Origin of the sequence: Bradyrhizobium sp. LB8.2, from assembly GCF_040548035.1 — a bacterium.
GTDB lineage: Bacteria > Pseudomonadota > Alphaproteobacteria > Rhizobiales > Xanthobacteraceae > Bradyrhizobium.
Genome location: NZ_JBEPQV010000022.1, coordinates 98,239 through 122,072 on the forward strand (window position 1 = coordinate 98,239; position 23,834 = coordinate 122,072).

Annotated in this window: 25 protein-coding genes and 1 tRNA gene; 9 read left to right on the forward strand and 17 right to left on the reverse strand. The window is 64.2% G+C overall.

Features of this window, described 5'->3' with window-relative positions; all coding sequences use genetic code 11:
* Positions 1-33: 33 nt before the first annotated feature.
* Both ABIB06_RS24950 and ABIB06_RS24955 read right to left on the reverse strand, forming a co-directional pair.
* On the reverse strand, positions 34-1,236 hold the full coding sequence (locus tag ABIB06_RS24950) for a hypothetical protein (protein WP_354050395.1): 1,203 nt from the start codon (positions 1,234-1,236) through the stop codon (positions 34-36).
* Between the two features lie 70 nt (positions 1,237-1,306).
* Positions 1,307-1,936, reverse strand: a complete 630-nt coding sequence (locus tag ABIB06_RS24955; RefSeq protein WP_502916574.1) for an NUDIX hydrolase — start codon at positions 1,934-1,936, stop codon at positions 1,307-1,309.
* Between the two features lie 68 nt (positions 1,937-2,004).
* Here ABIB06_RS24955 and ABIB06_RS24960 point away from each other — a divergent pair, with 68 nt between their 5' ends.
* The 6 genes from ABIB06_RS24960 to ABIB06_RS24985 all read left to right on the forward strand — a co-directional run bounded on the left by ABIB06_RS24960 (position 2,005) and on the right by ABIB06_RS24985 (position 7,007).
* The gene (locus ABIB06_RS24960) at positions 2,005-2,430 is read left to right on the forward strand and encodes a PaaI family thioesterase (RefSeq protein WP_354050399.1); all 426 of its coding nucleotides are present in this window, start codon (positions 2,005-2,007) and stop codon (positions 2,428-2,430) included.
* Positions 2,431-2,594: 164 nt separating this feature from the next.
* On the forward strand, positions 2,595-3,605 hold the full coding sequence (locus ABIB06_RS24965; RefSeq protein WP_354050400.1) for an aldo/keto reductase: 1,011 nt from the start codon (positions 2,595-2,597) through the stop codon (positions 3,603-3,605).
* Between the two features lie 15 nt (positions 3,606-3,620).
* The gene (locus ABIB06_RS24970) at positions 3,621-4,934 is read left to right on the forward strand and encodes a tetratricopeptide repeat protein (RefSeq protein ID WP_354050402.1); all 1,314 of its coding nucleotides are present in this window, start codon (positions 3,621-3,623) and stop codon (positions 4,932-4,934) included.
* Between the two features lie 195 nt (positions 4,935-5,129).
* Positions 5,130-5,708, forward strand: a complete 579-nt coding sequence (locus tag ABIB06_RS24975; RefSeq protein WP_354050404.1) for a hypothetical protein — start codon at positions 5,130-5,132, stop codon at positions 5,706-5,708.
* Positions 5,709-5,945: 237 nt separating this feature from the next.
* Positions 5,946-6,515: a cysteine hydrolase family protein gene (locus ABIB06_RS24980; protein WP_247445243.1), complete on the forward strand. Its 570-nt coding sequence runs from the start codon at positions 5,946-5,948 to the stop codon at positions 6,513-6,515.
* Between the two features lie 177 nt (positions 6,516-6,692).
* On the forward strand, positions 6,693-7,007 hold the full coding sequence (locus ABIB06_RS24985; RefSeq protein ID WP_354050408.1) for a hypothetical protein: 315 nt from the start codon (positions 6,693-6,695) through the stop codon (positions 7,005-7,007).
* Between the two features lie 58 nt (positions 7,008-7,065).
* Here the strand turns inward: ABIB06_RS24985 and ABIB06_RS24990 are convergent, their stop codons facing one another.
* Genes ABIB06_RS24990 through ABIB06_RS25000 form a run of 3 tightly spaced genes read right to left on the reverse strand, consistent with a single transcriptional unit; the run spans position 7,066 to position 9,739 of the window.
* Entirely contained in the window at positions 7,066-8,337 is a 1,272-nt protein-coding gene (locus ABIB06_RS24990) for a flavin monoamine oxidase family protein (protein ID WP_354069899.1), read from the reverse strand.
* Positions 8,338-8,346: 9 nt separating this feature from the next.
* Positions 8,347-9,057, reverse strand: coding sequence for a RibD family protein (locus tag ABIB06_RS24995; RefSeq protein ID WP_354050412.1), 711 nt, complete (start codon positions 9,055-9,057; stop codon positions 8,347-8,349).
* Positions 9,058-9,076: 19 nt separating this feature from the next.
* Entirely contained in the window at positions 9,077-9,739 is a 663-nt protein-coding gene (locus ABIB06_RS25000) for an FABP family protein (RefSeq protein WP_354050414.1), read from the reverse strand.
* A 169-nt stretch (positions 9,740-9,908) separates the two neighbouring features.
* Between ABIB06_RS25000 and ABIB06_RS25005 the strand changes: the two genes are divergently transcribed.
* A complete protein-coding gene (locus ABIB06_RS25005; RefSeq protein WP_354050416.1) occupies positions 9,909-10,049 on the forward strand; it encodes a hypothetical protein in 141 nt (46 codons plus the stop codon).
* Between the two features lie 8 nt (positions 10,050-10,057).
* Here the strand turns inward: ABIB06_RS25005 and ABIB06_RS25010 are convergent, their stop codons facing one another.
* Both ABIB06_RS25010 and ABIB06_RS25015 read right to left on the reverse strand, forming a co-directional pair.
* Positions 10,058-10,306: a hypothetical protein gene (locus tag ABIB06_RS25010; protein WP_247445247.1), complete on the reverse strand. Its 249-nt coding sequence runs from the start codon at positions 10,304-10,306 to the stop codon at positions 10,058-10,060.
* A 201-nt stretch (positions 10,307-10,507) separates the two neighbouring features.
* On the reverse strand, positions 10,508-11,371 hold the full coding sequence (locus ABIB06_RS25015; RefSeq protein WP_354050418.1) for a VOC family protein: 864 nt from the start codon (positions 11,369-11,371) through the stop codon (positions 10,508-10,510).
* Positions 11,372-12,303: 932 nt separating this feature from the next.
* Here ABIB06_RS25015 and ABIB06_RS25020 point away from each other — a divergent pair.
* Complete coding sequence (locus tag ABIB06_RS25020; RefSeq protein WP_354050421.1) at positions 12,304-14,550, forward strand: TOMM precursor leader peptide-binding protein; 2,247 nt, start codon at positions 12,304-12,306, stop codon at positions 14,548-14,550.
* 93 nt (positions 14,551-14,643) lie between these two features.
* Positions 14,644-16,020 (forward strand): SagB/ThcOx family dehydrogenase, encoded by a 1,377-nt coding sequence (locus ABIB06_RS25025; RefSeq protein ID WP_354050474.1) that lies wholly within the window; start codon positions 14,644-14,646, stop codon positions 16,018-16,020.
* A 125-nt stretch (positions 16,021-16,145) separates the two neighbouring features.
* Here ABIB06_RS25025 and ABIB06_RS25030 read toward each other — a convergent pair whose 3' ends face one another.
* The 10 genes from ABIB06_RS25030 to hisD form a co-directional block, all read right to left on the reverse strand.
* Positions 16,146-16,844, reverse strand: a complete 699-nt coding sequence (locus tag ABIB06_RS25030) for a hypothetical protein (protein WP_354050423.1) — start codon at positions 16,842-16,844, stop codon at positions 16,146-16,148.
* 41 nt (positions 16,845-16,885) lie between these two features.
* Positions 16,886-19,153, reverse strand: a complete 2,268-nt coding sequence (locus ABIB06_RS25035; RefSeq protein WP_354050425.1) for a 2OG-Fe(II) oxygenase — start codon at positions 19,151-19,153, stop codon at positions 16,886-16,888.
* 62 nt (positions 19,154-19,215) lie between these two features.
* Positions 19,216-19,641: a type II toxin-antitoxin system VapC family toxin gene (locus ABIB06_RS25040; protein ID WP_354050427.1), complete on the reverse strand. Its 426-nt coding sequence runs from the start codon at positions 19,639-19,641 to the stop codon at positions 19,216-19,218.
* Positions 19,629-19,883: a type II toxin-antitoxin system Phd/YefM family antitoxin gene (locus tag ABIB06_RS25045; protein WP_247351293.1), complete on the reverse strand. Its 255-nt coding sequence runs from the start codon at positions 19,881-19,883 to the stop codon at positions 19,629-19,631. Before ABIB06_RS25045 ends, ABIB06_RS25040 begins: the two co-directional genes overlap by 13 nt.
* 291 nt (positions 19,884-20,174) lie before the next feature.
* Positions 20,175-20,250, reverse strand: a tRNA-Phe gene (locus ABIB06_RS25050).
* Between the two features lie 186 nt (positions 20,251-20,436).
* On the reverse strand, positions 20,437-20,619 hold the full coding sequence (yacG, locus tag ABIB06_RS25055) for a DNA gyrase inhibitor YacG (RefSeq protein ID WP_247445257.1): 183 nt from the start codon (positions 20,617-20,619) through the stop codon (positions 20,437-20,439).
* A 93-nt stretch (positions 20,620-20,712) separates the two neighbouring features.
* The gene (locus ABIB06_RS25060) at positions 20,713-21,342 is read right to left on the reverse strand and encodes a Maf-like protein (protein WP_247445258.1); all 630 of its coding nucleotides are present in this window, start codon (positions 21,340-21,342) and stop codon (positions 20,713-20,715) included.
* A gap of 155 nt (positions 21,343-21,497) precedes the next feature.
* Positions 21,498-21,965, reverse strand: a complete 468-nt coding sequence (locus ABIB06_RS25065) for an arsenate-mycothiol transferase ArsC (RefSeq protein WP_354050429.1) — start codon at positions 21,963-21,965, stop codon at positions 21,498-21,500.
* A gap of 5 nt (positions 21,966-21,970) precedes the next feature.
* Positions 21,971-22,468, reverse strand: a complete 498-nt coding sequence (locus ABIB06_RS25070) for a UPF0262 family protein (protein ID WP_247351299.1) — start codon at positions 22,466-22,468, stop codon at positions 21,971-21,973.
* A complete protein-coding gene (hisD, locus tag ABIB06_RS25075; RefSeq protein WP_354069897.1) occupies positions 22,465-23,760 on the reverse strand; it encodes a histidinol dehydrogenase in 1,296 nt (431 codons plus the stop codon). Before hisD ends, ABIB06_RS25070 begins: the two co-directional genes overlap by 4 nt.
* Positions 23,761-23,834 lie beyond the last annotated feature (74 nt).

Genomic DNA, 23,834 nt, shown 5'->3' on the forward strand with positions numbered 1-23,834 from the left:
CCGGGGCATGACATCGACCTGTTCTGACGCCAGCTAAAACGCCCCCGCCAGATCCCGCGCGCCGGCATTGTTGCTGTTGCTGTCCATCCGCGTATCCGTCACCGCCAGCAGCTTCGCCACCGTGTTGTGGCGGATCGCGACCGGGTTGCGCTCGTAGCCGCCGCGCTGGAAGAAGTTCGAGGTCGGCACCTGCTCGCGCATCGCCTGCGGCATCGTCACCATGTCGAGGCCGGTGCCGTCGCCGGTGAGGTTCATCATCTCGAGCTCGGCGGCAGTGAGCGGACGGCTGTACCCCTTGGTGCGCGCGAACAGCACCGAGGTGAGCAGCTTGTGGGTCTGCAGCATCGGCCCGATATCGATGTCGAGCACCATGGCATGCATGGCCCAGCCTTGCGCGGTGTTGCCGATCTTCTCGTGCTCCGACCAGGAGTCGGGCACCGACTTGGCATGCGCCACCATTTTCTTCAGAACCGTGAGCTTGTGCTCGAGCGACTGGCGCGCCGGTCCCGAGGTCCGCGCTACCTTGTCGGAGAGCGCGCGGATGAGTTCATGGCCCTGCTCGGCCAGCAGCTCGACGCTGTTTGTGGTCAGCAACTGGTTGTATCCCATCGCGGTCGAGATCGCGCGCTTGCCGCCATGCTCGATGCCCGCCTGCACGTCGTAATTGCCGGTGCCGCCGGTTTCGAACGCATAGACCCGCACCGCCTGCTCGCGCGTCAGCCCCGAGGCCAGCGCGTAGCGTGCATAGACGCGCTTGAACTCGACTTCACTGGACGGCCGTTGCGGCGTGAACTGGTAGAGCTCCTGCGCCGCGCGCAAGAGATCGGCGACCACGGGTATCGGCTTTCTGGTGGGACGGTCCGGGGTTTCCTCCGGCTCCGGATTCACCGGTCGCTTCGGCCCGTTATAGAGCGGCGGATGCTCCAGCACGTAGTCCTCTAGCGTGACCTGCTGTCCGCTGCGCCGCTTGGCGTTGCGGCCACGACGCTTCTCGGAGATCTGGCTCCAATAGGCGCCGGCCTCCTCATCGAAGGCGCCGCGTGCCGCCTGATATTCCTGCAGCTTGCGGCGATACTCGAGCACCGCCGGCGACGCTCCACCCTGCGCAAAGAACTGGGCTCTGGCATTGCTGACGGCCGGCGGCAGCGCGTCGGATTCGCCACCGCGCGCGGCGGGCGCAAGCAGGACGAACGCGAATGGAACCAGCCTCACGGCATTTCGAATCGATCGATGCATGCCCCCTCTTAGCAGCTAGCCGGTAACCGTCACGTTAACGCGCCGTTTACCTCTTTTTTCGTCTCTTGCATCACTTCCAGGCGAATACCGGCTGTTCCAGCTCGATGACACGGGTGTGCCGTCCCGCCAGTACTTCGCGGAACTGGTAGATCAGCGCCGCCGTCGGTGCGTGGATCAGGCTCGTCTGATGATGGAAGCGGATCACACGGCGCGTGCTCTCGGGGATCGCGACGAAATCGAAGGCGTCGTCGCGCTCGATCGTCGCGAGAGCGATGCGGTGAACCGAAGCCACCTCGTCCGGATTTGGTTCGATCGCAGCGCTGTCGGCGGCCCAGACCACGACGGGCGTGATCAGATAGCCGGAGCGGGTCGGATAATCGTCGAGCGTGCCGAGCACCCCTGCACTGGTGAGACGGAGGCCAAGCTCCTCGTCGAGTTCGCGCAGCGCCGCTTCGACCGGCGTCTCGCCGGCATCGCAGCGTCCGCCGGGCAAGGCCCATTGGCCGCGATGAGCGCGCAGATGCGATGCACGCAGCGTGAGCAGCAACGCCGTGTCGTCGCTCTCGCTGGCCGCGGTCAGCGCAACCACCACCGCGGCGCGCTTCAACGCCGCCGGCGCTTCATCCTCCGGCAACCGCGTGAAGGCCGCGCAGGCGGCCGCGATATTCCGTCGTGTGGCATCGTCGAACGGTCTCATGATGCTTGACTACACCACGTCCCGCCCCGATGAAATGAGATCGCAAGGCCCACGCAGGAATGGACGACCACATGACCAACAAGACGGCCGCAAGGCTCAAGTCAGACGGCTGGACCATCCTGGAGACCACGGGCTTCATGCACCTGATCGGTCCCCTGTGGGAGCGCAAGGTCGACGGCCAATACCAATTCGCACTTGCGACCGAGGACAAGCACCACAACCGCCGCGGCATGGTCCAGGGCGGCGTGATGATGACGTTCGCGGACCGCACCTGCGGCATGACCGCCCGCTACGTCTCCGGCAAGGAGTTCATGGCGACGGTACAACTCGACACCCATTTCGTCGAAGCCGGCCAGATCGGCGACATCCTGATTTCCCGCCCACGCGTGGTGCGCTCGACGCGCAGTCTCGTCTTCATGAGCACCGAGGTGACGGTGGACGGCCGTTGCGTGGTGATGGCAAACGGCGTGTTCAAGATCTTGAAGGGGCCGGGGTAGATCGATTGATCAGGCCGCCACCGCTGCCCAACTCCGTCATTGCGAGCGCAGCGAAGCAATCCAGATTCTTTCCGCGGATGCATCTCTGGATTGCTTCGCTGCGCTCGCAATGACGGAGCTAGGTGGATATGCTGTTGGCCAATGAAGCACTGAGGAGCCAGCCCATGCAATACCGCCAGCTCGGCCGCAGCGGCCTCAAAGTGTCGCCGATCTGCCTGGGCACCATGATGTTCGGCGGGCCGACCGATGAAGCTGCCTCAAAGCGCATCATCGCGAAAGCACACGAGGCCGGCATCAATTTCATCGACACCGCGGACGCCTATTCGAAGGGTGCATCCGAAGAGGTCGTGGGGCGCGCGATCGGCAACAACCGCCATGCCTGGGTGCTTGCGACGAAGCTCGCCAACCCCATGGGCACCGATCCAAACCGTGTCGGCCTGTCGCGGCGCTGGGTGTTGCAGGCGGCGGATGAAAGCCTGAAGCGGCTCGGCACCGATCACATCGACATCTACTATCTGCACAAGGAAGATCATGCGACGCCGCTGGAAGAGACGGTGCGCGCGATGGGCGACCTGATCCGCGCAGGCAAGGTGCGCTATTTCGGCGTCTCGAACTACCGCGCCTGGCGTGTCGCCGAAATCTGCAACATCTGCGACCGGCTCGGCATCGACCGGCCCGCGGTGAGCCAGCCCTATTACAACGCCATGAACCGCATGCCAGAGGTCGAGCACTTCCCGGCCTGTTCCTATTACGGCCTCGGCATCGTGCCCTACAGCCCACTGGCGCGCGGCGTGCTGACCGGCAAATACAAGCCCGATGCAACTCCTGACAAGGAGACGCGCGCGGGCCGTAACGACACCCGCATGATGCAAACGGAATGGCGGCCGGAATCGCTTCAGCTCGCGCAGGAGATCAAGACCCATGCCGAGAAGAAGGGCATCACCGCCGGCCAGTTCGCGGTCGCCTGGGTGCTGAACTCCGCCTTCGTCTCCTCGATCGTCGCTGGCCCCCGCACCGAGGAGCAATGGGACGGTTACATCAGCGCGCTCGACTACCGCTTCACTGCGGATGATGAGGCGCTGATCGACCGTCTGGTGACGCCGGGCCATCCCTCGACGCCGGGCTACAACGACCCCGCCTATCCGATCGAGGGCCGCCGCGCGCGGACGGCTTGAATCGCGGAGACGACGATGGCGCTTGACGACCGCTACGGCCTGCCGCTCTCCACCACCTCGCATGAAGCGGCAAGCGCTTATCGCGAGGGCATCGACCTCATGCTGGCGGGCTGGACCGGCACGGCGGAAGCGCTGGAGCACGCGATTGCGGCCGATCCGGACTTCGCGCTTCCCCATATCGCCCGCGCCCGCGTCCATGCCTTCTACCAGCAGGGCGATCTCGCGCGAAGCAGGGCGGCGCTCGCGCGCGGGCTCGTTGCGAAACACGGCACGGAACGCGAGCGTTCGCATGTCGAGACGCTGGCGCTGGCAATCGAGGGCCGGCTGCCCGAGGCGATCGCGGCGACGATGAAGCACGTCGAGGCGTGGCCGCGCGACGCATTGGTGCTGTCGCTGCCGCTCGGCGCGTTCGGCCTGTTCGCCTTCTCCGGCATGGCCGATCACGACCGCGCGCGGCAAGAGCTGTGCGAGCGCGTCGCCCATCACTATGGCGAGGACTGGTGGTTCCTCACGATGTACGGCTGGGCGATGACCGAGAACGGCGACGTCGCGCGCGGCCGCGGTGTCACCGAGCGCGGCTTCGACCTGCGCCGGCAGAATGCCCACGCTGCGCACGCCGTGCTGCATGCGATGTTCGAGGACGGTTCGATCGCGGCGGCCGACCGGCTCGTCGACGACTGGATCCCCTCTTACGACCGCGGCGGAATTTTGCACGGCCATATCCGCTGGCATCAGGCGCTCGGCGCGCTGGAGCATGGCGATGCCGCGCGGGCGATTGCGATCTATGCCGATGTGCTGCAGCCAAAAGCCACGCAGGCGCCGCCGCTCAACGTCGTCACCGACGCCGCGTCCCTGCTCTGGCGCCTGTCCGCTTACGGCCACGCGGTGCCGAGAGCGCTGTGGGTCGAAGGCGATGCCACCGCGCAAAAACTGTTTCCGAAATCGAGCCTGCCCTTCGCCGACATCCACATGGCGCTGTTCGCGGCTGCGACGCAAAATCGCGAGGCGCTCGCCGCGCGTCTTGCCGTGATCGAGCAGCGGCTCACTGAAGGCAAGCTGCCGGCGGGTCCCGTGGTGCCGGCGGTCTGCCGCGCCCTGGCAGCCTTCGCGGACGAGGATTACGCGGCATGCGTGCAAATGCTCGCGCCGGTTCTCAGCGAGGTCGTGCGCCTTGGCGGCAGCCATGCCCAGCGCGAGTTGATCGAGGACACCTTTATTGTCGCTCTGATGCGCAGCGGCGCGCTGCCCCGCGCCCGCGCCCTGCTCGATGCCCGCCTGCACCGCCGCCCATCCTTGCGCGATACGCGCTGGCAGGCGGCGATGGGGTAGCCTTGCCACGAAAAAAACACCCGGCTGACGGAAAGTGCCAGCTGGGAATGGGTTGGCGACAGGGCAAATCGCCGTTGGGGTGACGCGGTGGTATTCCAGGCGGGTTCGGCAGAACAAACGGGATCGCAACCAATTTGCGGTTCGCTGGTTATCGGACGGAACTTTTCCGTGGTTCCCAGGCATGTGAGCCTTCCGATGCGCCTCTGCCGCCCAGTGCTCGCTGCCGCCCTTCTCGCCTTGGCAAGCCCTTGTCTTGCCGAATCTGCCGCGCCGATCGCGGTCAACAACCCGCTCGGACAGCAGACCGCTTTTATCGACCTGTTGGCGCTGATGTCAGGCCACTGCAAGACGTTGAAAGTCGCCGGCCGCACCTTCGCCTGCAAGACGGTGGCCTACGCCCATGGCGGCAGCGGCCGGGTCAATTTCGCGGTCGCAGTCGACGATCCCTCCGATGACAATCACGTCGTGTCGTTCTCCGGCGAGAACGGCAAGCGCGCCGACGACAATTCCTACGAGCTGCCGATCGACCGCATGCTGCTCAACTCCAAGGACCGTCCCAAGGTCGACGGGCTGCCGGTGCCGGCCGAGCAGACCTCCACCGGAGTTTGCCGGCAGACCGGAAATTTCGCCGCTAAGAAGGTGACAGACGTGACCTGCTCGGCCACCGACAGCGAAGGCCGTCGCTACGAGCTGCTGTTCGTCTCCGACGGCACGCCGGTGAGCGTGCGGCGTATCAGGCAGTCGGCGCCGTCGATCCAGGATCCGTTCAAGTAGCGGCGCGCTCCGGCTTTCGTCAGGGCGATCCGCATCCGTGAGGGATGTGGGCGCGTAGCCCGGATGGAGCATAACGCAGTCCGGGAAAGTCTCGTAGCGAGCAGCGGGCTCGGATTACGCTGCAGCGAAATCCGGGCTACGGACCTTCCGTCGCAAAACGAGGGAAGATTGACATTGCGCGTTGTCTTCTTCGCCTCGCATAGTCGGTGCAGCAAGCAAGTCCGAAAGCCGCTCCTGATGCCTCACCCCCTCCCCGCCCTCATCGTCGTCGACGTCCAGCGTGCGTTCGACGAATGGGAAGCAGCGGGCAAGCGGCGCAACAATCCGGATGCGGTGGGGCGCATTGCCGATCTCCTGAAGGCGTTCAGAACGGGCGGCGCGCCGATCTTCCACATCCGTCATGAGGGCACCAGGCCGACATCGTCGTTTCTTCCCCAAAACTCCGGCTACGCCGTCAAAGACGAGGCGCGCGAGCAGCCGGGCGAGACGGTGATCGTCAAGCGCGTCAACAGCGCCTTCATCGGCACCGATCTGGAAAAGCGCTTGCGCGCAGGCGGCATCGGCACGCTCGTTATCTGCGGCGCCACCACCAATCATTGCGTCGAGACGACGACGCGGATGGCCGGCAATCTCGGCTTCGACGCGCATCTGGTGCGCGATGCGACCTGGACCTTCGAGCGGGTCGGGCCGGATGGCGACAAGCATTCCGCCGAGGAGATCCATGCGATGACGCTGTCGAATCTCAACGGCGAATTCGCACGCATCGTCACCACCGATGACGTGGTTGCGTCATTCGCGGCAGACTGATGGCAGAGTTGCGATCTACGCCGGTGATGCGACAATAAATCTCACGAAACGCACACAGTCGCGCGAATCATACATCCATGAACTGCGTCGATGAACTGCGTCGTTTCGACGCCCGCACTGGCTGGAACGCGCAGCCTGCCCATCTGTTGTCACACGACATTCAACTGGAGTGATGACATGAAGTATCTCTTTGTCGCGATGGCCGTCGGTGCCGCGGCGCTTGCCGGCGGGACGGCGGCAAACGCGGCCAACAATTCAAGTGCGAAGCAGAACGCGCAAGGCCAATCGACCGATATCAGCGCGCAGCACAGGCACCACTATGGCCATCGCCAGCATTGGCGTCCTCACCACCATCGTGGCTATCATCGTCCGCACTACCGCAGCTACGGCTATTACCCGCGGCATCACGGCTATTACGGCGGAGGACCGTACGGAGCTTACGGCCGCGGCGGTCCTGGCGTGACGTTCAGCTTCGGCGGCAGCCGCTGGTAAGACGCAGACCCGTAAGACGAAGGCCCGCGGGGATGCGGGCCTTTTTCTTGCTTGTCAGCTATCCCCGCAAGATCATACGCGCCGTCTCCAGACCGCTCGCCAGCGCCGCTTCGACTGTGCCCATGTCGGCTCCGCGATAGAGCGCCTCGCCGGAGAACAGCACCGGGCTGTCGGCGCGCGCAAGGATCGTTTGCGCCTCGCGCGTTCGCGGCGTCGCCCAGGAATAGGCGCCGCAAGCGTAGGGATCGTGCGCCCAGTTGGTCGCAGCGGCCGCCACGAGCTCACGCGCAATCTCTCCGCGCGGCTGCTTGAAAATGGCCGCCAGCGAATCGAGCCCGGCATCGACCAGCGCTTGCGGGTCGAGGTGCGACAGCGCTGCCGTGCGCGGGCCGCCGAACCAGCCGGTAAGCACGGGATGCCCGTTCGGATATTGCGTCCACCACACCGGGATGGCCTGGTCGGACAAAAGGAAGGTCATGTTCGCGAGCTCCTGCTTGCGCTCGCGCCACCATGGCCGTGAGAAGCGCAGCAGGATTTTGATCACGTTGCCGAAGCCGATCTCGTCGGCAGCCGCGGCTTTCCCGCGTGCGCTCTCCGGAAGCGCGATGTCGCGCAACAACGGCAACGGAACAGTGAGGATCACACGACCGCAGCCCTGCACGTCGCCGCCGGCGCAGCGGACCGCCATCGTGCCGCCGGCCTCCTCGATCGCCAACACCACGCAACCGAAGCGAAAAATCACGCCAAGCCTGCGGCACTCCGCCGCCAGGAAGTCAATCAGCGCACCATAGCCGCCATTGATGCGCGCCTGCGGAGAGTGCCCGCCATGCATCCATTCCTCGCGCAGCGCCAGCGTCGAGGCGCGCTCGGGGTCGGCGGCATCGTAGCCTTCGACCATTCGCTCGATCGAATGGCGCAGCTGCGCGTACTCATCCCCGGCAAAATGCCGGCGCAGGAATTCAGCGACGGTGAGGTCGTCGTTCAACTCCCGAAGCACGGCTTGCAGCTCCGCTTCATGCGGATCGTGGCCATCCTCACGCATGATGTCTGCGCCGTCAAAGCTCCACCGCTCGCCTTCGATCCCCTGAAGGGGTAGCCCGGCCTCACGCAACAACGCGCGCGTGACCGGCGCCTCGCCGTGGACGAATTCGGCACCGCCATCGGCGGGGTAGCCGAACTCTGAAATCGACAGCGGATGGATTCGGCCGCCGCAGCGCTCGCGCGCCTCCAGGATCGTCACTGTCCTGCCCGCGCGGACAAGCTCGCGCGCCGCCATCAGGCCGGCCGCGCCCGCGCCGACAATGACGATGTGCTCTGATTGTCCCGGCATGTAGCTGCTTTACGTGCCCGTCGCCTGTGGGTCGTTCTGGATGAGATAGCGCAGCAGCAGCACGCCGCCGCCGAGCGGCCGCGCGCTTTCCAGCGTCATCGCGGTCAGTGGCGCGCGCTGCTCGCTGTCCGCGTCGGTTGAATCGAACACGAAGGGTGCGCCCTTCGCGCCATCGATCGCAGGGCTCAGGATCAGATTGAATTCGTCGATAAGGCCGGCGCGCAGGAATGCGCCATTGGCGACGCCGCCGCCCTCGACCAGCAAGCGCTTCACGCCCAGCTCGCGATTGAGAATGTCCAGCGTCAGCGCGAGGTCGATCTCGGACTTGCCGGCAAAGATATAGGACACGCCCTCGCCGCGGAGCCCGGCGAGATGGGAATCGGAGACGCTCTCGGTCAGCACCACGACGATCGGATCGCCGCCGATATCGGAGCGGCCCCAGCCGATCTTGCCCTGCGCATCGAGCACGACGCCATAGGTTTTCGCGTCGCGTCGCGCGAACCAGTTTTCGCGCGGAAGTTTCGCGTCCGTCGTCGTGGGATAGGGCTTGCCCTTGGCGAACTCCGAGCCGGTGACGCGGCCGATCACCCAGGCATCGCCGCCGAGCTCGTCATGGATCTTCTCGAACCAGTCCGTCCCTGCCGCCTTCGGGCGCCAGCGGCTCGGATGGGTGCGGCCGTCCAGGCTGGAATGCATCAGACAGATCACGTAGGGCTTCATGCGAATCTCCGGTCGGAATTCAGGCGGCCGGCCCATTCCCGTTGGCCCGATCGTTCACGATCACCGCGAGGGGATTGAGCTTTGGCGGCGCGACGAGTTTTAGTGTGTTGGTGTCGCGATGGTTGAACGGCGCGCCGCGCACGAACAACTCGGTCTGGATCAGATAGGTCCAGCTGCCGTCGCCGTTGAAGGTGATGTCGCAGCGGTAAGCATCAGTGCGGAACGCTTGTTCCAGAAAGTCGGTCGAGCAGATCCCGTAAGCGGTGTCGCCGCGCTTCGCTGTAACGGAGATCTCTTTGTCGTCCGGCCCGGCCTTGCCCGACGCCAGCAGCACCTGCCCGCGCGGGATCGCCAGCGTCTGCATGATCAGCCCGGTCGCGGGCTCCCACAACCAGTAGCCGACCTGGTCATGGAAGGTGATGTCTTCCTCGGGCGTGTTGATGTGGATGTGATAGCGCAGCCCGTAAAGCAGCTGCGGCCCGTTAGCCTGCGGATCGATCGGGTCCATCCGGATATGCTCGATGAAGGTCCGCCGCTCCGGCCCCTCCGCCTTCGGATTGATGTCGATACCCTTGTCAGCCTGCCAGACGCCGGCGAGACGGCGGAGCGGACCGAGATTGGCAAGACCGTCGGGCGAGACGTCCGCGGGCTCGGTGAAGATGTCGGCGGGAAGGGGCAGCATGGATGTCCTCGCGTCGTTGCGAGGCAGGAATAGCATGAGAGCGCGGGCGTGGCTCGTGCTCAAGCCTCACAATCGCGAATGGACACAAGCGCCACGCGCAGACGATACATGACGCGAAGCGGAGCCGAACCTCCTGAGTTCGGCTCCGCCGCCAGGACGTCTAGTAACGGTGGTCGCGGACCTCAGGTTGATTCCGGTGATCCCGGACGATGCCGACGCTTCCCAAGATTTTGTGTTCGGCGCGCCCGTTGCGCCGCCGGCAGCTGGTATTTGCGCGCCGGCGCTGACGCCGCTGAAGTTTCCGGTGTGAACGCCCCCTCAAGCAGCTTCCGACGTTGATCTCGCACGCTGCTCGAGCACGCCGATCGTCGAGACCAAATTGTCGCGCCGGGCGCGAAGGTTCAGTGCGAGAAGCGGATATTCCGGCTGATGCACGTCGAACACGCGCGCTCGGGCTTCTTCCTCGAGAATGTCGGTGTTGATGAGTCGAACGCGCCACCACAAATCGGCGATCAACCCATCGAGCCGGAGTTCGCCGGCAGCACCAGAACGGGACACATCTTGCATCGCTTGCCTCAACTTGAAACGGCCTCTCTACCAAGGCCGGACTTTGGTCCTGACTGAGCAAGCAGAGTGCCAGCAATGGGCGGGCACGATCTGGTTCCGGAATTAAGCTCGGGGCTGCGCATGACGAACTGCTGAACGGACGCTCTTGTCGATCCTCAGCGTTGGCGGCGGAACGGTCGATGACCCTCGAAACGTCTCGGCTTAGCTCTTGGGAAGCACCATCCTGCCCTGTGTAGCAATGCCACCCCACTTGGCAGACCAGCTGACTTCCGGGGCGGAGGATCGCTTGATACCCTTCTGATCCCACGCCCCCTGCAGCGCAAACAGGGCGCCTTGGGGATCGACACATCGCACGATCCAGCAACCATCGGGCAACTCGATTGGTTCCTGGAGAACCCGACCCCCGCTAGCATTGATCCGCCGGGCCGCCGCGCCGACGTCCTCGACATTGAAGTAATGGAGCCAACACGCCTGCGATACGCTCGGAAGCTTGGTGAGCATGCCTCCGATCGTCTGCCCGGCCGCCGAAAACAACTCGTACACGCTTGCCGGGCCGGCGTCGGCGGAGGCCCGTTGCCAGCCGAGAAGCTCGCCGTAAAACGGAAAGACCTTGCTTCGGTCTTCGGCCAGCAACTCGTGCCAGCCGACGCGCCTGGGCTGGTCCGGCCCGCTCGGTTGCGATTGGCCATATGTCAGCCCGGTGACCAGCGCAAAGGTCGCTCCTTGCGGATCGGCAACCACTGCAATGCGGCCGATGTTGCTGTCGGTCGGCGATACCAGGATCGCGCCTCCAAGCCGGCGGATCTGCGCGGTCCTCGCATCCATGTCATCGACGGCGACGTAGCCGAGCCATCTCGGCGTAGCTCCCATTCGCACCCCCTCTTCGGGGAGATCCATAAGCCCGACGACCGGAGCTTCGCCCGCAGTCAGCAGCGAGTAAGCCAATTCCGCGCTCGACGCATCTTTCACGGCCCAGCCGACGACCTCCGCGTAAAAAGCAGCCGCCGACGGCATGTCCGTCGTCAGAAGCTCGTACCAAACGAAGCGTCCGGGTAGATCGACCAAGCTAGCTTCCCCGTTCGAGCGGGCAGACCATTGCGCACTGCATCATGCGCCGCAGCCCGGTGTCATCGACAGGAACTTGCCGCGATGTCGTTCATGAAGATGAATGCGATCTGAACGAGCGCCACTACATTTCGTGTTCACGTGAATCTTGCCCGCTTTGATTGCTCGGCGTAGCATCATTGCAGAAGATCGTTCTTCCAACCATGGAGGATGCGGCCATGCGACGAACGAAGCAAGCTTCGAAAAAGAGGCGAATGACCAAAGCCGCAGTCCCGGCGCTCGGATTCGCCGGACTGACTTTTTCGCTGGCGGGAAGCGCGATGGCGTCCGCGGTGCCGCCAAGCGAGCCTCAACAAAGACCGAACTTCGCGCCCGGCCAGTTCACCACGCTCAACGAGGAAGAACTCGCCGACGTCAACCTCGCCACCTTCCATCTCGCCACCGATGAGAGAAGCTTAAGCGGAGTGCTGCTCGCGCGCGGATGCGGTGGCTGTCGTGGCTGCGGCGGTTGCCGTGGCTGTGCGGCCAGAGGTTGCGGTGGCTGCAGAGGTTGTGCAGGCTGCAGAGCCTGTCGCTGCGGCGTCGGATGCGGTGGCTGCGGCGTTGGCGTGATCGGCGTACCAGTGGCATGCACAGGGTGCTGTGCGTCATGGGGCCGCTGCCGCTGGTGCTAGAAAGCAGCACTCCCTGACTGTGTGGCGACAGGTCGCGATTTCATTGGCCGGGCTCGCAAACGACCCGGCCAATTTGCTGTTTTTGTTACAGCGTTCGCTGCCCCCGGCTGGTCAGCTTGCCGATGGCGAGCGAGTGTGTTCCAACTTATCCGAAGAAGAAGGCCGGTGGTCGAGCTCGGTGCACAAGTCGGGTCAGGCCAAGCGTTCGTCGCGCGCCGGCAATCGGGATGACGGGAACAGGATCGGCGTGCTGACCCGATGACAGTCAAGCGAAAGAGCAGCGCTACGAAGCAAACCCGCAAGGACATCTTGCGATTCGCACCGAACTTCACCGCCTATCTGCTTCCTCCCAATGTGGTCTGTCTCTATTCCGAGAACCGCAAGTTCTTCCTGCACGGCGATCTGTATTGCGCTGTGGCGAGCGCGATTGGAAAAAACGGCAAGACTGCGCCGGAAATCATCCGCCTGCTTTCGAAGAGTTTTCCCGTTGCCGAGATCGAGGAAGCCATCAGGCGGCTGCTGGAGCGCAAGTCCGTCATAAGCGGAGCATCGCACGCATTTGCAGGCGCCGTTAATGGATATTGGGCAAGCCTCGGCCTGCCTCCCGAGGTCGCCGAAGAGAATCTGCGCAATTGGCCTGTGCGGGTGGAATCGATCGATGTCAAAGGCGCGAGCGAACTGAGCGCGGCGTTGAGCAAGCTCGGGGTTCGAATCGCCAAGCGGTCGCCCCGGCTTATCATCACGCTTGTGAACGATTACCTCGAGCGGCGGCTCGCCGAGTTGAACGGCGAACGCGTGACCGCCGGGACGCCCTGGCTGCTGGTCCAGCCGTCCGGCGTGTTTCCGCTGGTGGGACCTGTGTTCATGCCGGGCGAGAGCGCCTGCTGGACCTGCCTGCACGATCGCATGATCCGCAATCGCGAGATCAAGGGGTTTCTCGACCGCGGAGTGGCGCAAGCGGTCGCGATATCGCCCCTGGTCAGCGACACCGTAGGACAAACCGGGATCCACTTCGCTGCGGTTGAAATCGCGAAGGCGATCGCCTCCGGATTTCGCACTGATCTCAGCGATCACATCGCGAGCTTCGACCTGACTGGGGCTGCGATCGTCAAGCACTACGTCGCGAAACGCCCGCAATGCTCGACCTGCGGCAGCAAGAAGCTCAGGAATCCACGACGGGCAGCAGTGCCGATCGAGACTGCCGAGGGCAGAAAACTCGTCATGACCAGCGGCGGATACCGCACCGTGACGTCGCGAGCCACCGTGGCGCGGTACCGCAAACACGTCAGTCCGCTGACCGGCGTGGTGTCGCGGCTCGAGCGGATCGAGGCCGATCTGCCGATGAACACCAATTTTTTCGCCCACCACAATTTCTCTGCGCCGGCCTGGAACGTCGACCAGCTCAGGTCCGGCCTGAGCGGCGGCAGCTTCGGCAAGGGCTCCACGGCCGAGCAGGGCGAGGCCAGCGCGCTGATGGAAGCGATCGAGCGCTACTCGGGCATTTTCCAGGGCGACGAGATCAGGACAAAGCGCCGCTTTGCCGATTTCGCTCCGGGTGACGCTCTTCTTCCCAACGACGTCCAGTTCTTCAGCGACATGCAGTTTCAAGACAGGCATGCCCCGCAGCCGGACGATTCACATCCGGTTCCAGAACCGTTCGATCCCTCGACCAGGACCGAATGGTCGCCGGTCTGGTCGTTACGCGACAAGCGTTTCAAATATCTTCCGACGGGCCTTTTGTATTTCTTCTATGGCGGCTTCCACACGGATTCCAACGGATGCGCGGCCGGCAACACCCGCGAGGAGGCCATCGTTCAAGGCTTCCTCGAACTCGTCGAACGCGATGCCTACGCGATCTGGTGGTACAACCGCGTCCGGCGCGCCGAAGTGGACCTTACGCAATTCGAGGATTCCTATGTGCGGGATCTCCAGAGCCAGTTTGCCGACGCGGGGCGACGGCTCTGGGTGCTCGACATCACCAGCGATCTCGGCATTCCCTCCTACGTTGCGATCATGCACTGGATGCAGAACGGACACGAGAATATCGAGTTCGGGTCCGGCTCGCATTTCGACCGCCGCATCGCCTTGCTGCGTTCGCTCACCGAGCTGACCCAGTTCATGTCGATTGGCATGATGAGCGGCGGAAGCGGCGAGAAACCGTCGCTTGACGGTGTCACGCCGCTGCGGCTGGACGATTATCCGTTCCTGATCCCGAGCGACAATCCGATCATCCCGCCGGCACCTGACCTCGAGGTTCACGCCAATACGCGCCACCAGGTCAATGCCTGCGTCGAGATTGCCGCCGGCGCAGGATACGATTTCCTCGTGCTCGACCAGACGCGACCCGACGTCGAGGTCCCCGTCGTCAGGGTGCTCGTTCCGGGCTTGCGGCATTTCTATCGCCGCTTCGGGCCCGGTCGGCTTTACGATGTCCCGGTGAAGCTTGGGCTGCTGGATCGCCCGCGACTGGAAAGCGAACTGACTCCGTTCCTGCCACACACCTGAAGGCTGGCCTCGTTGCACGTTCCCCGGAAAAAGCCGACGAGGAAGATCACACCGATCATCGCCGCCCGACTGAACGGCCGTTTCTCCCTTCAAATGCAGGCCGACGGAAGCATTGCCGCGGTTTCGGGCGATTATTCGGTCGGTCTGGGACAATTCAGCGCCGCGGCGATCGCTCGCGCGGGGCATCTCGCCTCCGGCCTGCCGCTCGCGTCCCTTGCCGGCAAGAGTGTCCTCGCGGGACAAGTTCATGTTCTGGTGCGGCGACTGGCGCAGCATGGGCTGCTCGACTATCGCCTGTTCTCTCCCCGTGACGCGCAAGATTTGGTGGTCATCGAGCCACAGGTCGCCGAATACTGGCCGCAACGCGCGAAGCTATCGAGCAGCGATACGATCGTGTTGTCGCGCTTTGCCTATCTGCGCCGGCGCGGCAACGAGATGGTGCTGGAATCGCCGCGCGCCGGCGCGCTGTTCCGGATTTGCGATCCCGCCGTCGCCGCCACGCTGGCTGCCCTGTCGCAGCCGCAGAAGATCAGCAAGCTTCGCAAGCAGGTGCCTTCCCTGAACCTCGATCTGCTCGGACTGCTGCTCGACAGCGAGATGCTGATCAAGCTCGATACGAAGGACAGAGACGGCCTTCGAGCGAACGAAGGCAACCGCAATCTCGTTCTCTGGGACTTCCACGATCTCGTGTTTCACACGCGGAGCACGGAGGGCCGGCATACCGATCCGGTCGGCGGCGCGTACGCCCATGCGGGGGTCGTTCCGCCGCTGCCCGCGGTGCGCCCGCCCTGGCCCGGCAAGAAAATCTCCCTCGGCAAATTCGCCACGCCAGACCCGGCGTCGTCATTTGCTAAGCTGTTGCGCGAGCGCCATTCAACACGGGATTTCGACGACCAGCATCCGATCACACTCACCGAGCTCGCGCAGTTTCTCGACACGACCGCCCGCGTGCTGTCGAAATGGAAGAGCGGCGCAGATGTCAACGGTGGCCTTGAGGTCGCCTACAGCTCAAGGCCGTATCCGGCGGCAGGCAGCGCGTACGAGCTGGAGTTGTACCTGACGGTCTCGAACTGCGAGGGGCTTGCGCGCGGACTTTATCACTACGACGCCGGTGGCCACGCACTGGTCGCGATCGACGCCTCCGCCCAGCAACTCCAGGCGCTTTCAATGGCCGCGGAGTTTGCCATGGGCGCATCCGGTCCGCCGCAAATCCTGATCACGATCGCCGCGCGGTTCGGGCGGATCTCCTGGAAATACAGCGCGATCGCGTATTCGCTGATCCTGAAGGACGTCGGCTGCATGATCCAGACGTTCTACCTGGCAGCAACCGATATGGGCCTCGGCGGCTGCGCCATCGGCACTGGCAATATCGATCTGTTTGCAAAGATGACGGGGCTCGAATTCCACGTCGAGGGCCCTGTCGGTCAGTTCGCGCTCGGACGCGGCAGGAAGCCAGCGAGCCTAGGCTAGGGGACGATATTTTTTGGATGTTGCCGTTTGGACCGTGCGCAAAAATGGTGCGCCATTCAGAACAAAACCACGAACTCATATATAATTGAAATTTCAACGCTGTTCGAAAGAGGCCGGACTGGAGGCTAGGTCCGCCGCGCATCTGCCAAGGCCTGCGGCTCGACCAGCAAACCTTGTCGTTCGTAACGGCCACGGGTCGTGCTGAAGCGCACGACCACGGCATGTCGAGTGCTGTTCGCTTTCACGCGCCGCGTCAGCAAGGCATCACCCGCCGGCAGAAACTCGAGATCACCGAGGCCAACGCAGCGCATGCACGCCGGGCCAGGATTCTCCATTATCAACAGATCGCCGGTGCCGCCGCACCGATGGCATCGCCACTCCGCGTTCAATGGCTGGACGACCACCAGTTCCGGCGCGCGGCTTGCCTTTTCCGCCAGGCGCTCACGCTTCTTCTCGGAAAGCTCCGGTGACACCCAATGTGTCCGGTATGACGCTTCGATCGCAGGATTTCCGCTTCGGCTGAAACGCAGCCTCTGGCGTCCCACCGTACGGGCAACATACACCGTCTCGCTGGCCGATAATCCCTTGGCGGCCGCCCACGACCGGAATAGCCGCATAGCTTCCGAGATTCGCGGCGGATTGGTCCGGACAACCTCCTCCAGGCAGCCGATCTGGCCGCGGCGCCAGCGCTCCACCGCTTCTGGATCAAGCCAACCGAGCTCAAGGAGAATGTCGATGCTGCTCACAACGAGCCGGGCGGCAAGCGCCGTTTCAGCCGCTCTGGCGACACGATCAGCAAGTGGAACCCGATTCTTCCGGCTCATTTTTTAAGTCGAACTCGCTATGCCCGGGTGCAAAGCAAACTTTATCCGTCCAGCGCCGACGCATGCGCCAGGTCCTCTCGTCGCTGCTTGGCACGCCGCTCGTAGCTGGCCTGGTTCTTGGTCGCGATCAGCGTGTGGGGGCTGCCGCGCCTTTCGGTCGTGAGGTCAAGGTCACACGCCGTACTCCGAACGCTTTGCTCGACATGGGTCCTTCGATCCTGGATCGCCTTCAGGCGCCATTGCTGTTGATCCGGCGAGGCCAGGAACGCGCCCAGTCGACGGCACTCGTCACATGTGCATTTGAGCGGGTTGGTCCTGGTCCAGTCCCGTGGTGCCTCCAGCGGCAGGGCGATGCGCCTGCGCAAATGGTCGAGAGACGCCTCGCGGAGCCGCCGCACCGCCGGCCAAACCCTGCTCTCCACCAGCTTGGCAAACGCGCGAGCGGCGGGGACCAGCACGTCGTCTGGTTTGTATGTCTTCGGCCAAGCCAGCAGGTGTTCGATCGCTCGCGCCGCGAGCCCCGCGTCGATCCGGCTCGTCGCCGTCACAAGATCGACGACGAAGCCCGGCTTCACCGGCGTTGGCCGGGTCCAGGTGTCTACCCGCTCGTTCTTGGTCGGATCGCCCGGCAAGGCCTCTATCAAGGCTGCGCCGATCTGCTCCAGGTCGCCCGTCGCACCCGTCGGCGCCGCGACGCATCGCTGCAGCAGATCGCCGCAGGCACTGAGATGGGCCGAAGCGCTATGCCTGACGATCCGGACCAGCAGCTCCGTTGCGCGCGGGGCCGGAAGAAGCGCGGCGGCGCGCACGATGGCGGCATTGTCGGGCGCAGCGTAATGGCCTTCGGCGGATCGCTCGGCGAGAAACGAATCGATGCGCGCCACGTTCCCCAGCCGGACCTGCAAATCGAGCATCCGGCCGGCTTCGGCGTCGTCGTCCGCCCGCCAGGACGAGCGCGACCAGGAGCGCAGCATGTGCCCCGAAAGCTCATCGGCCTCACGCCACAACGGCGACTGGATCGATGCGTTGCTCGTCTCCCAGCGCGCCGTCAGATCTTCGAGATACGGCAGCGTGGTGCGGAGGCCGGCCTGATTGAGCACCGCGAGCCTCCGCGCGATCGGCCACAACACGAAGCCGGCACGGCGATAGGTACGCTCGAAGGACGCGCCTTCGTTGCCTGTCGCTTCGTGAAAATGCTGCTCGTCCGGCGTCAGATCCTCAAAGGCATCGGGCGGGCAGAGCTCGTCCTCGGCAAATGGAAAATCGTCGAACCCGGCCTCGCCGCGATCCGGACGCCGCCACTCGGACAGGATCAGCGCCCGGTCAACGACCTCGGCGGCCTCAAATTCTTCTTCGTCATCCTCCTCCTCGTCGCGACTCCAGCGACGACGGCCGTGGTAGCCGGTATGTTCGGCGCTGCCGCTTTCCTCGATCGACACGAGAGCGAGATGGAGATCGCAATCCGCCTCTGCGGCCGCTTTGGCCAGCACGGACGCAATACCCGCATCGGTACCCTTGAGTGCCCCGAACGACAGTTCCGTCGGCGTATAGGCGTGCTCCAAGGGCAGGACCAGCTTATCGGGCTCGTCCTCCGCGCTCGCCCAACTCCGCAGCAGCTCAACCACGCGCTCGTGCTCCGCGCGATAATCGGGCGCCTTCAGCTGACGTCTCTTGCCGGCGAAATGCAAGTTATAGACGAGCGTCAGGCGACATCCCTTCTTCACGGGACGCACTCCATGCACGCAGTCGGCATAGAACGCCGCGAAGCCGATCTCCGACGGCTCCTCCGGACATAGATCGAGCACCACCTCCCGGCCGAGATGCTTTATGACCAACTCGCCGCCGCTGTGGGCCGAGGGCAGCACCAGCACCATCGTCGCGAACATGCCGGGCACCTTCTCGGTATCGCGGTGATCGACGAAGAAGCCGCCGGGGTCGTAGACAAGAAGCTTATAGAAGTCGGCCGCAACCGGTTCGCTCACGCCAAGCCCAAGGGCTATGTCGGCGACGAGTCCGGCCAGGGTCTTCTCCCAGTGACGCCCTCCAATCCGAACCTTGGCCGGATCGACCTGCCAAGTTCTCCGGACTTTGCGATCGACCACCGTCTCCTCGCCGCGCCCATGGGGAGCTTCCTCGGCGATCGCGACGAGCCGCTCGGCTTGTACGGGCAGAATCGGAAACGCGATCCTTCCCACGCCGTCGACATCGATCGCCGGCATGAAGATCTCCCGAATTCCACCGATACAAAAGTCGCCCGGACGCTCGACGGAACGAAGACTGTTGAGCAACGCGGTACCGATCGGCGACATGGCAACTCCCTGCAAGCTGGACAGCGTTTCGTGAACGATCGACACGTCGACGCGCTGGGCCTTCAGGAAATTATACGCAGCGAACGCACGCGTGTGAAATCACGGTCATGCGTCACCAGGGCGGCCGCGTTGATCGCCAATGCGCTGGCCGCTTGAACAGCGTCTGCCAGCTTGAGGCGGAGCGACGCCCGCAGCCTCGCAGCACTTTCCGCAATGTCGATGTCAAGCGCGATCGGTTGCCACGATTCGAGGATCGCACGGTAACGCTGCGCGAGCGCGTCATCACGTGCCTGCAGGGGCCCGGTCAGCACCTCGGCGACGGTGATGGTCGTTACGGCGAAGCGCAGACGCCCAGCTCCATGGGCTTCGAAGAGCGGCTTGAAGCGCGGTCCGAATTTCGTGTGTCCCTCGAGAAAGTAGATGATGGGCGCCGAATCGACGAGAACGAGCGCATCCTCCGGCAGATCTCCAAAATCTAGCGGTTCCATTCGTCACGCAGCTTTCGAAGCGTACGGGTGCTATTCTTCCCCCATAGCCCATGTCCGGATCCTGCGACGGTCATCAGCGACTGCTGGCGAATGGCAGCGCCATACGCCTCGATCGGCACTAACGCTGCAACCGGACGGCCATGTCTGGTAATGACCGTCGAACGGCCCTTCTCGGCTGCTTCGAGAAGATCCGGGAGCTGATTGCGGGCTTCTTCCGCGCCTTTACGCAAGATGGGGTTCACTGCGCTTTTCTCCTAAAAGAACCGTACAGCACCGTACAGATTCAGTCAACAACATCCGGCCGCCCGAGCCTCTCGGACCTTCGCTGGAATTTTCCATTTCGCATTTTTTCGGCCGGGAGGACGACGACGAAGGGCGGCGCCATGGCGGCATCGAACCGCAACGAGCTCGATGATTGGACGGGAGAACGATATGCGGGCTTCCCTTTGCTGACAAAAATCGATGGAGGTTCGAAATCGCCAGTCTGCCAGCGGTATCCGCAGAGTGCGCTGTTTTGTTCTGAATGCTAGGAATGGTGCCCAGGGGCGGAATCGAACCACCGACACTGCGATTTTCAGTCGCATGCTCTACCAACTGAGCTACCTGGGCGTGCTCCAAAGAGGGGCCAAAGCCCATCGAGCGGGCGGTTTATAGTGGGCTGAAGGCTGCCTGTCCACCCACGCTTCGCCTTCGGCCGAGCGGGCGCGCGGCCTGGCTGTGCACAAGCTGGGGCGGCTTTGCCGCGGCTGGCTCGCGGCACATCGGTGAGAGAAGCAGGCGATTGATATTACTTGCTTATTCTTCACCATCCGTCTCATCGTCGCGGCCGGGGATGACGTAGGAGCCCTTCAGCCAGCGATTCAGATCGACGTCGCGGCAGCGCGGGGAGCAGAACGGACGGGTGGCCTCGGACTGCGGCTTACCGCAGATCGGGCAGGTTTTGAGGGGGCTAGCGGGCTTTTTCACCTGGTCGTCCATAAGGTGCGCAGCTTACACGGGGTGAGGGAGTTCAAGAGCGTGTCGGCAAAGGGGTTCCTCCGGCCGAAGCGCTGGCAGGAGCGGCTGTTCGGCTTACACGGCGGTGGTGTTGAGCCAGCCGAAGCGGATCGGGAAACCTTCGCCGCCGAGCAGCGTGGTGGTCTCGTAGAGCGGCAGGCCGACCACGTTGGTGTAAGACCCCACCATTTTGACCACGAACGAGCCGGCGATGCCCTGCACGGCGTAGCCGCCGGCTTTGCCGCGCCATTCGCCGGAGCCGATATAGGCCTGGATGTCGTCCTCCGAGAGGCGCTTGAAGCGGACCCGGGTCTCCACCAGGCGCTGGCGGAAGGCCTCGCGCGGCGTCACCAGGGTGATCGCGGTGTAGACGCGGTGGTTGCGGCCCGACAGCAGCCGCAGGCACTGCGCGGCCTCGTCGACCAGATTGGCCTTGGGCAGGATGCGACGGCCGACCGCCACCACGGTGTCGGCGGAAAGGATGAAGGCGCCGCGCAGCTCGTCGTCGAGCTGCACCGATTTGAGCGCCGCATCGGCCTTGGCCCGCGCGAGCCGGTTGGCACAGGCGCGCGGCAGCTCGCCCCGCTTCGGCGTCTCGTCGACGTCGGCGGGCCGGAGTGCGTCCGGGTCGATACCGGCCTGGTTGAGCAGCGACAAGCGCCGCGGCGAACCGGAGGCAAGAACGAATTTGGGGCGGCCAAGCATCAGGTGATTTGGGGATGAAGCAGGGGGTGAATTGCGCGCGGAACCTATCGGAAGGGGGCCGATTTCACAACCCGGGAACCCGGACTTTACTGATTCGACGGGCACAGGATGCGTGTGCCTGCGCTCTATGACGCGGGTGTTATGGACGCGGAATGCTACCCGTTCGCCGCGCCCACCTTCGAAAACCGCCGGCGGATGCGCAGCATGAGCTGGTCGCAGACCTCACGGTAGGCAGCCAACTTCTGGTCGCGGCTGCCTTCGATGGTGGTGGGATCCTGCGTCGGCCAATACTCGACGTCGGCGGCGAGCGTGCGGGTCAGCTCCAGCGCCTTGTGGTGCGCCTCCGGTGACAGCGTGATGATGAGGTCGAAATTCAGTCCCTCCCAATCCTCCAGCTCCTCGAAGGTCTGCGGCTTGTGGGTGGCGATGTCCTGGCCGAGCTCAGCCATTACAGATACCGCGAAGGGATCGAGCTCGCCGCGCCTGGCGCCGGCCGACTTCACGTAAAGTCCTTGCGGAAACATGTGCCGCAGCAGGCTCTCGGCCATCGGCGAGCGCACGCTGTTCATGGCACAGGCGAACAGCACCGATTGCGGATCGCGTGCGCGTGGCGGACCCGCCATCGCGCCTAGCCCTTCCAGTGCAGAACAGTAATGAGCGTGAACAGCCGGCGCGAGGTTTCGAAATCGATCCGCACCTTGCCCTTCAAGCGCTCCTGCAGCGTACGCGATCCCTCGTCATGGATGCCGCGGCGGCCCATGTCGATGGCCTCGATCTTGTCCGGGGTCGCGGTGCGGATAGCCTGGTAATAGCTGTCGCAGATCATGAAATAGTCCTTCACGATCCGGCGGAACGGCGTCAGCGACAACAGATGGGCGACCACGGGCGTGCCGTCCTCGCGGCGGATGTCGAACATCAACCGGCTGCCGGTGATGCCGATATGCAGCGTGAACGGCCCCTTCCCGTCGGCGCCCTCGGGGGCGAACAGGTTCTGCTCGATCAGATCGTAGATCGCGATCGCGCGCTCATGCTCGATGTCGGGCCCGGAACGGCCGATCGAGTCCTCGTCGAGCGTGACGCCGACGATGCGATTTTGCGAGTCGTCCTGTTCGGGCGGCTGGGTCATGACAAATTGAGGCGCAATCCGATCGAGCGCGAATGGGCATCTAGCCCTTCCGCCTTACCGAGAATCATCGCGGCCGGACCCAGCGCACGCAGCTGATCCGGGCCGCATTTCAGGATCGAGGTACGCTTGAGGAAATCGTGCACCGAGAGGCCCGAAGAAAATCGCGCCGAGCGCGCCGTCGGCAGCACATGGTTGGAGCCGCCGACATAGTCGCCGATCGCCTCCGGCGTATGCGCGCCGAGGAACACTGCACCGGCATTGCGGATCTTTGCAGCGAGTGCGTCGGGATCTTGCGTCATGATCTCGAGATGTTCGGCGGCAATGGCGTCCGCAAGCGGGATGGCGTCGTTGAGATTCTTCACCATGATGATGGCACCGAAATCGGCCCACGAGGCGCTGGCGATCGCGGCACGCGGCAGCGTCTTCAGCTGCGCCTCGACCGCCTTCTCGACATCGACGGCAAGGCGCGCGGAATCGGTAATCAGGATCGACTGGGCGCTGGCATCGTGCTCGGCCTGTGCCAGTAGATCGGCAGCGATCCAGTCGGCATTGCCGGTGTCGTCCGCGATGACAAGCACCTCGGAGGGACCGGCGATCATGTCGATGCCGACCTTGCCGAACACCAGCCGTTTTGCCGCAGCGACATAGGCGTTGCCAGGGCCGACGATTTTTGCGACCGGCGCGATCGTCGCGGTGCCATGCGCGAGCGCGGCCACGGCCTGCGCGCCGCCGACGCGGTAGATCTCGCTGACGCCGCCGAGCTTTGCTGCCGCCAGCACCAGCGGATTGAGCTTGCCGTCGGGCGAGGGCACCACCATGACGAGACGCGCCACGCCGGCGACCTTTGCCGGCACCGCATTCATCAGCACTGAGGAGGGATAAGCCGCGGTGCCGCCGGGCACGTAGAGGCCGGCGGATTCGATCGCGGTGTAGCGCCAGCCGAGCTCGACGCCGAGCGGATCGGTGAAACGCTCGTCCTTCGGAAGCTGGCGACCGTGATAGGTCTCGATGCGGTCGCGCGCGAGCTTGAGCGCGTCCAGCGTCGCGGCATCGCAGGCTTTCACCGCGGCCTCGATCTCGGCGGCGGTGACGCGCAGGCCGGATGCATCCAGCGTCAGCCGGTCGAACTTTGCCGTCGCCTCGAGCAGGGCCGCGTCGCCACGCTTGGCCACGTCGTCGACGATGGCACGCGCGGCAGCCTCGACGTCGGCCGAGGCCTCGCGCTTTGCGGCGAGGAAGGCCACGAATCGCTGGTCAAAATCGGCGCTGCTACGGTCGAGACGAACGGGCATCTTGGCTTCTAACTGGTTTTTGGGGGCGCGGTTTGGCTCACCGGGCCCCTGCTCAATGGCGCGGCGGGAAAGCT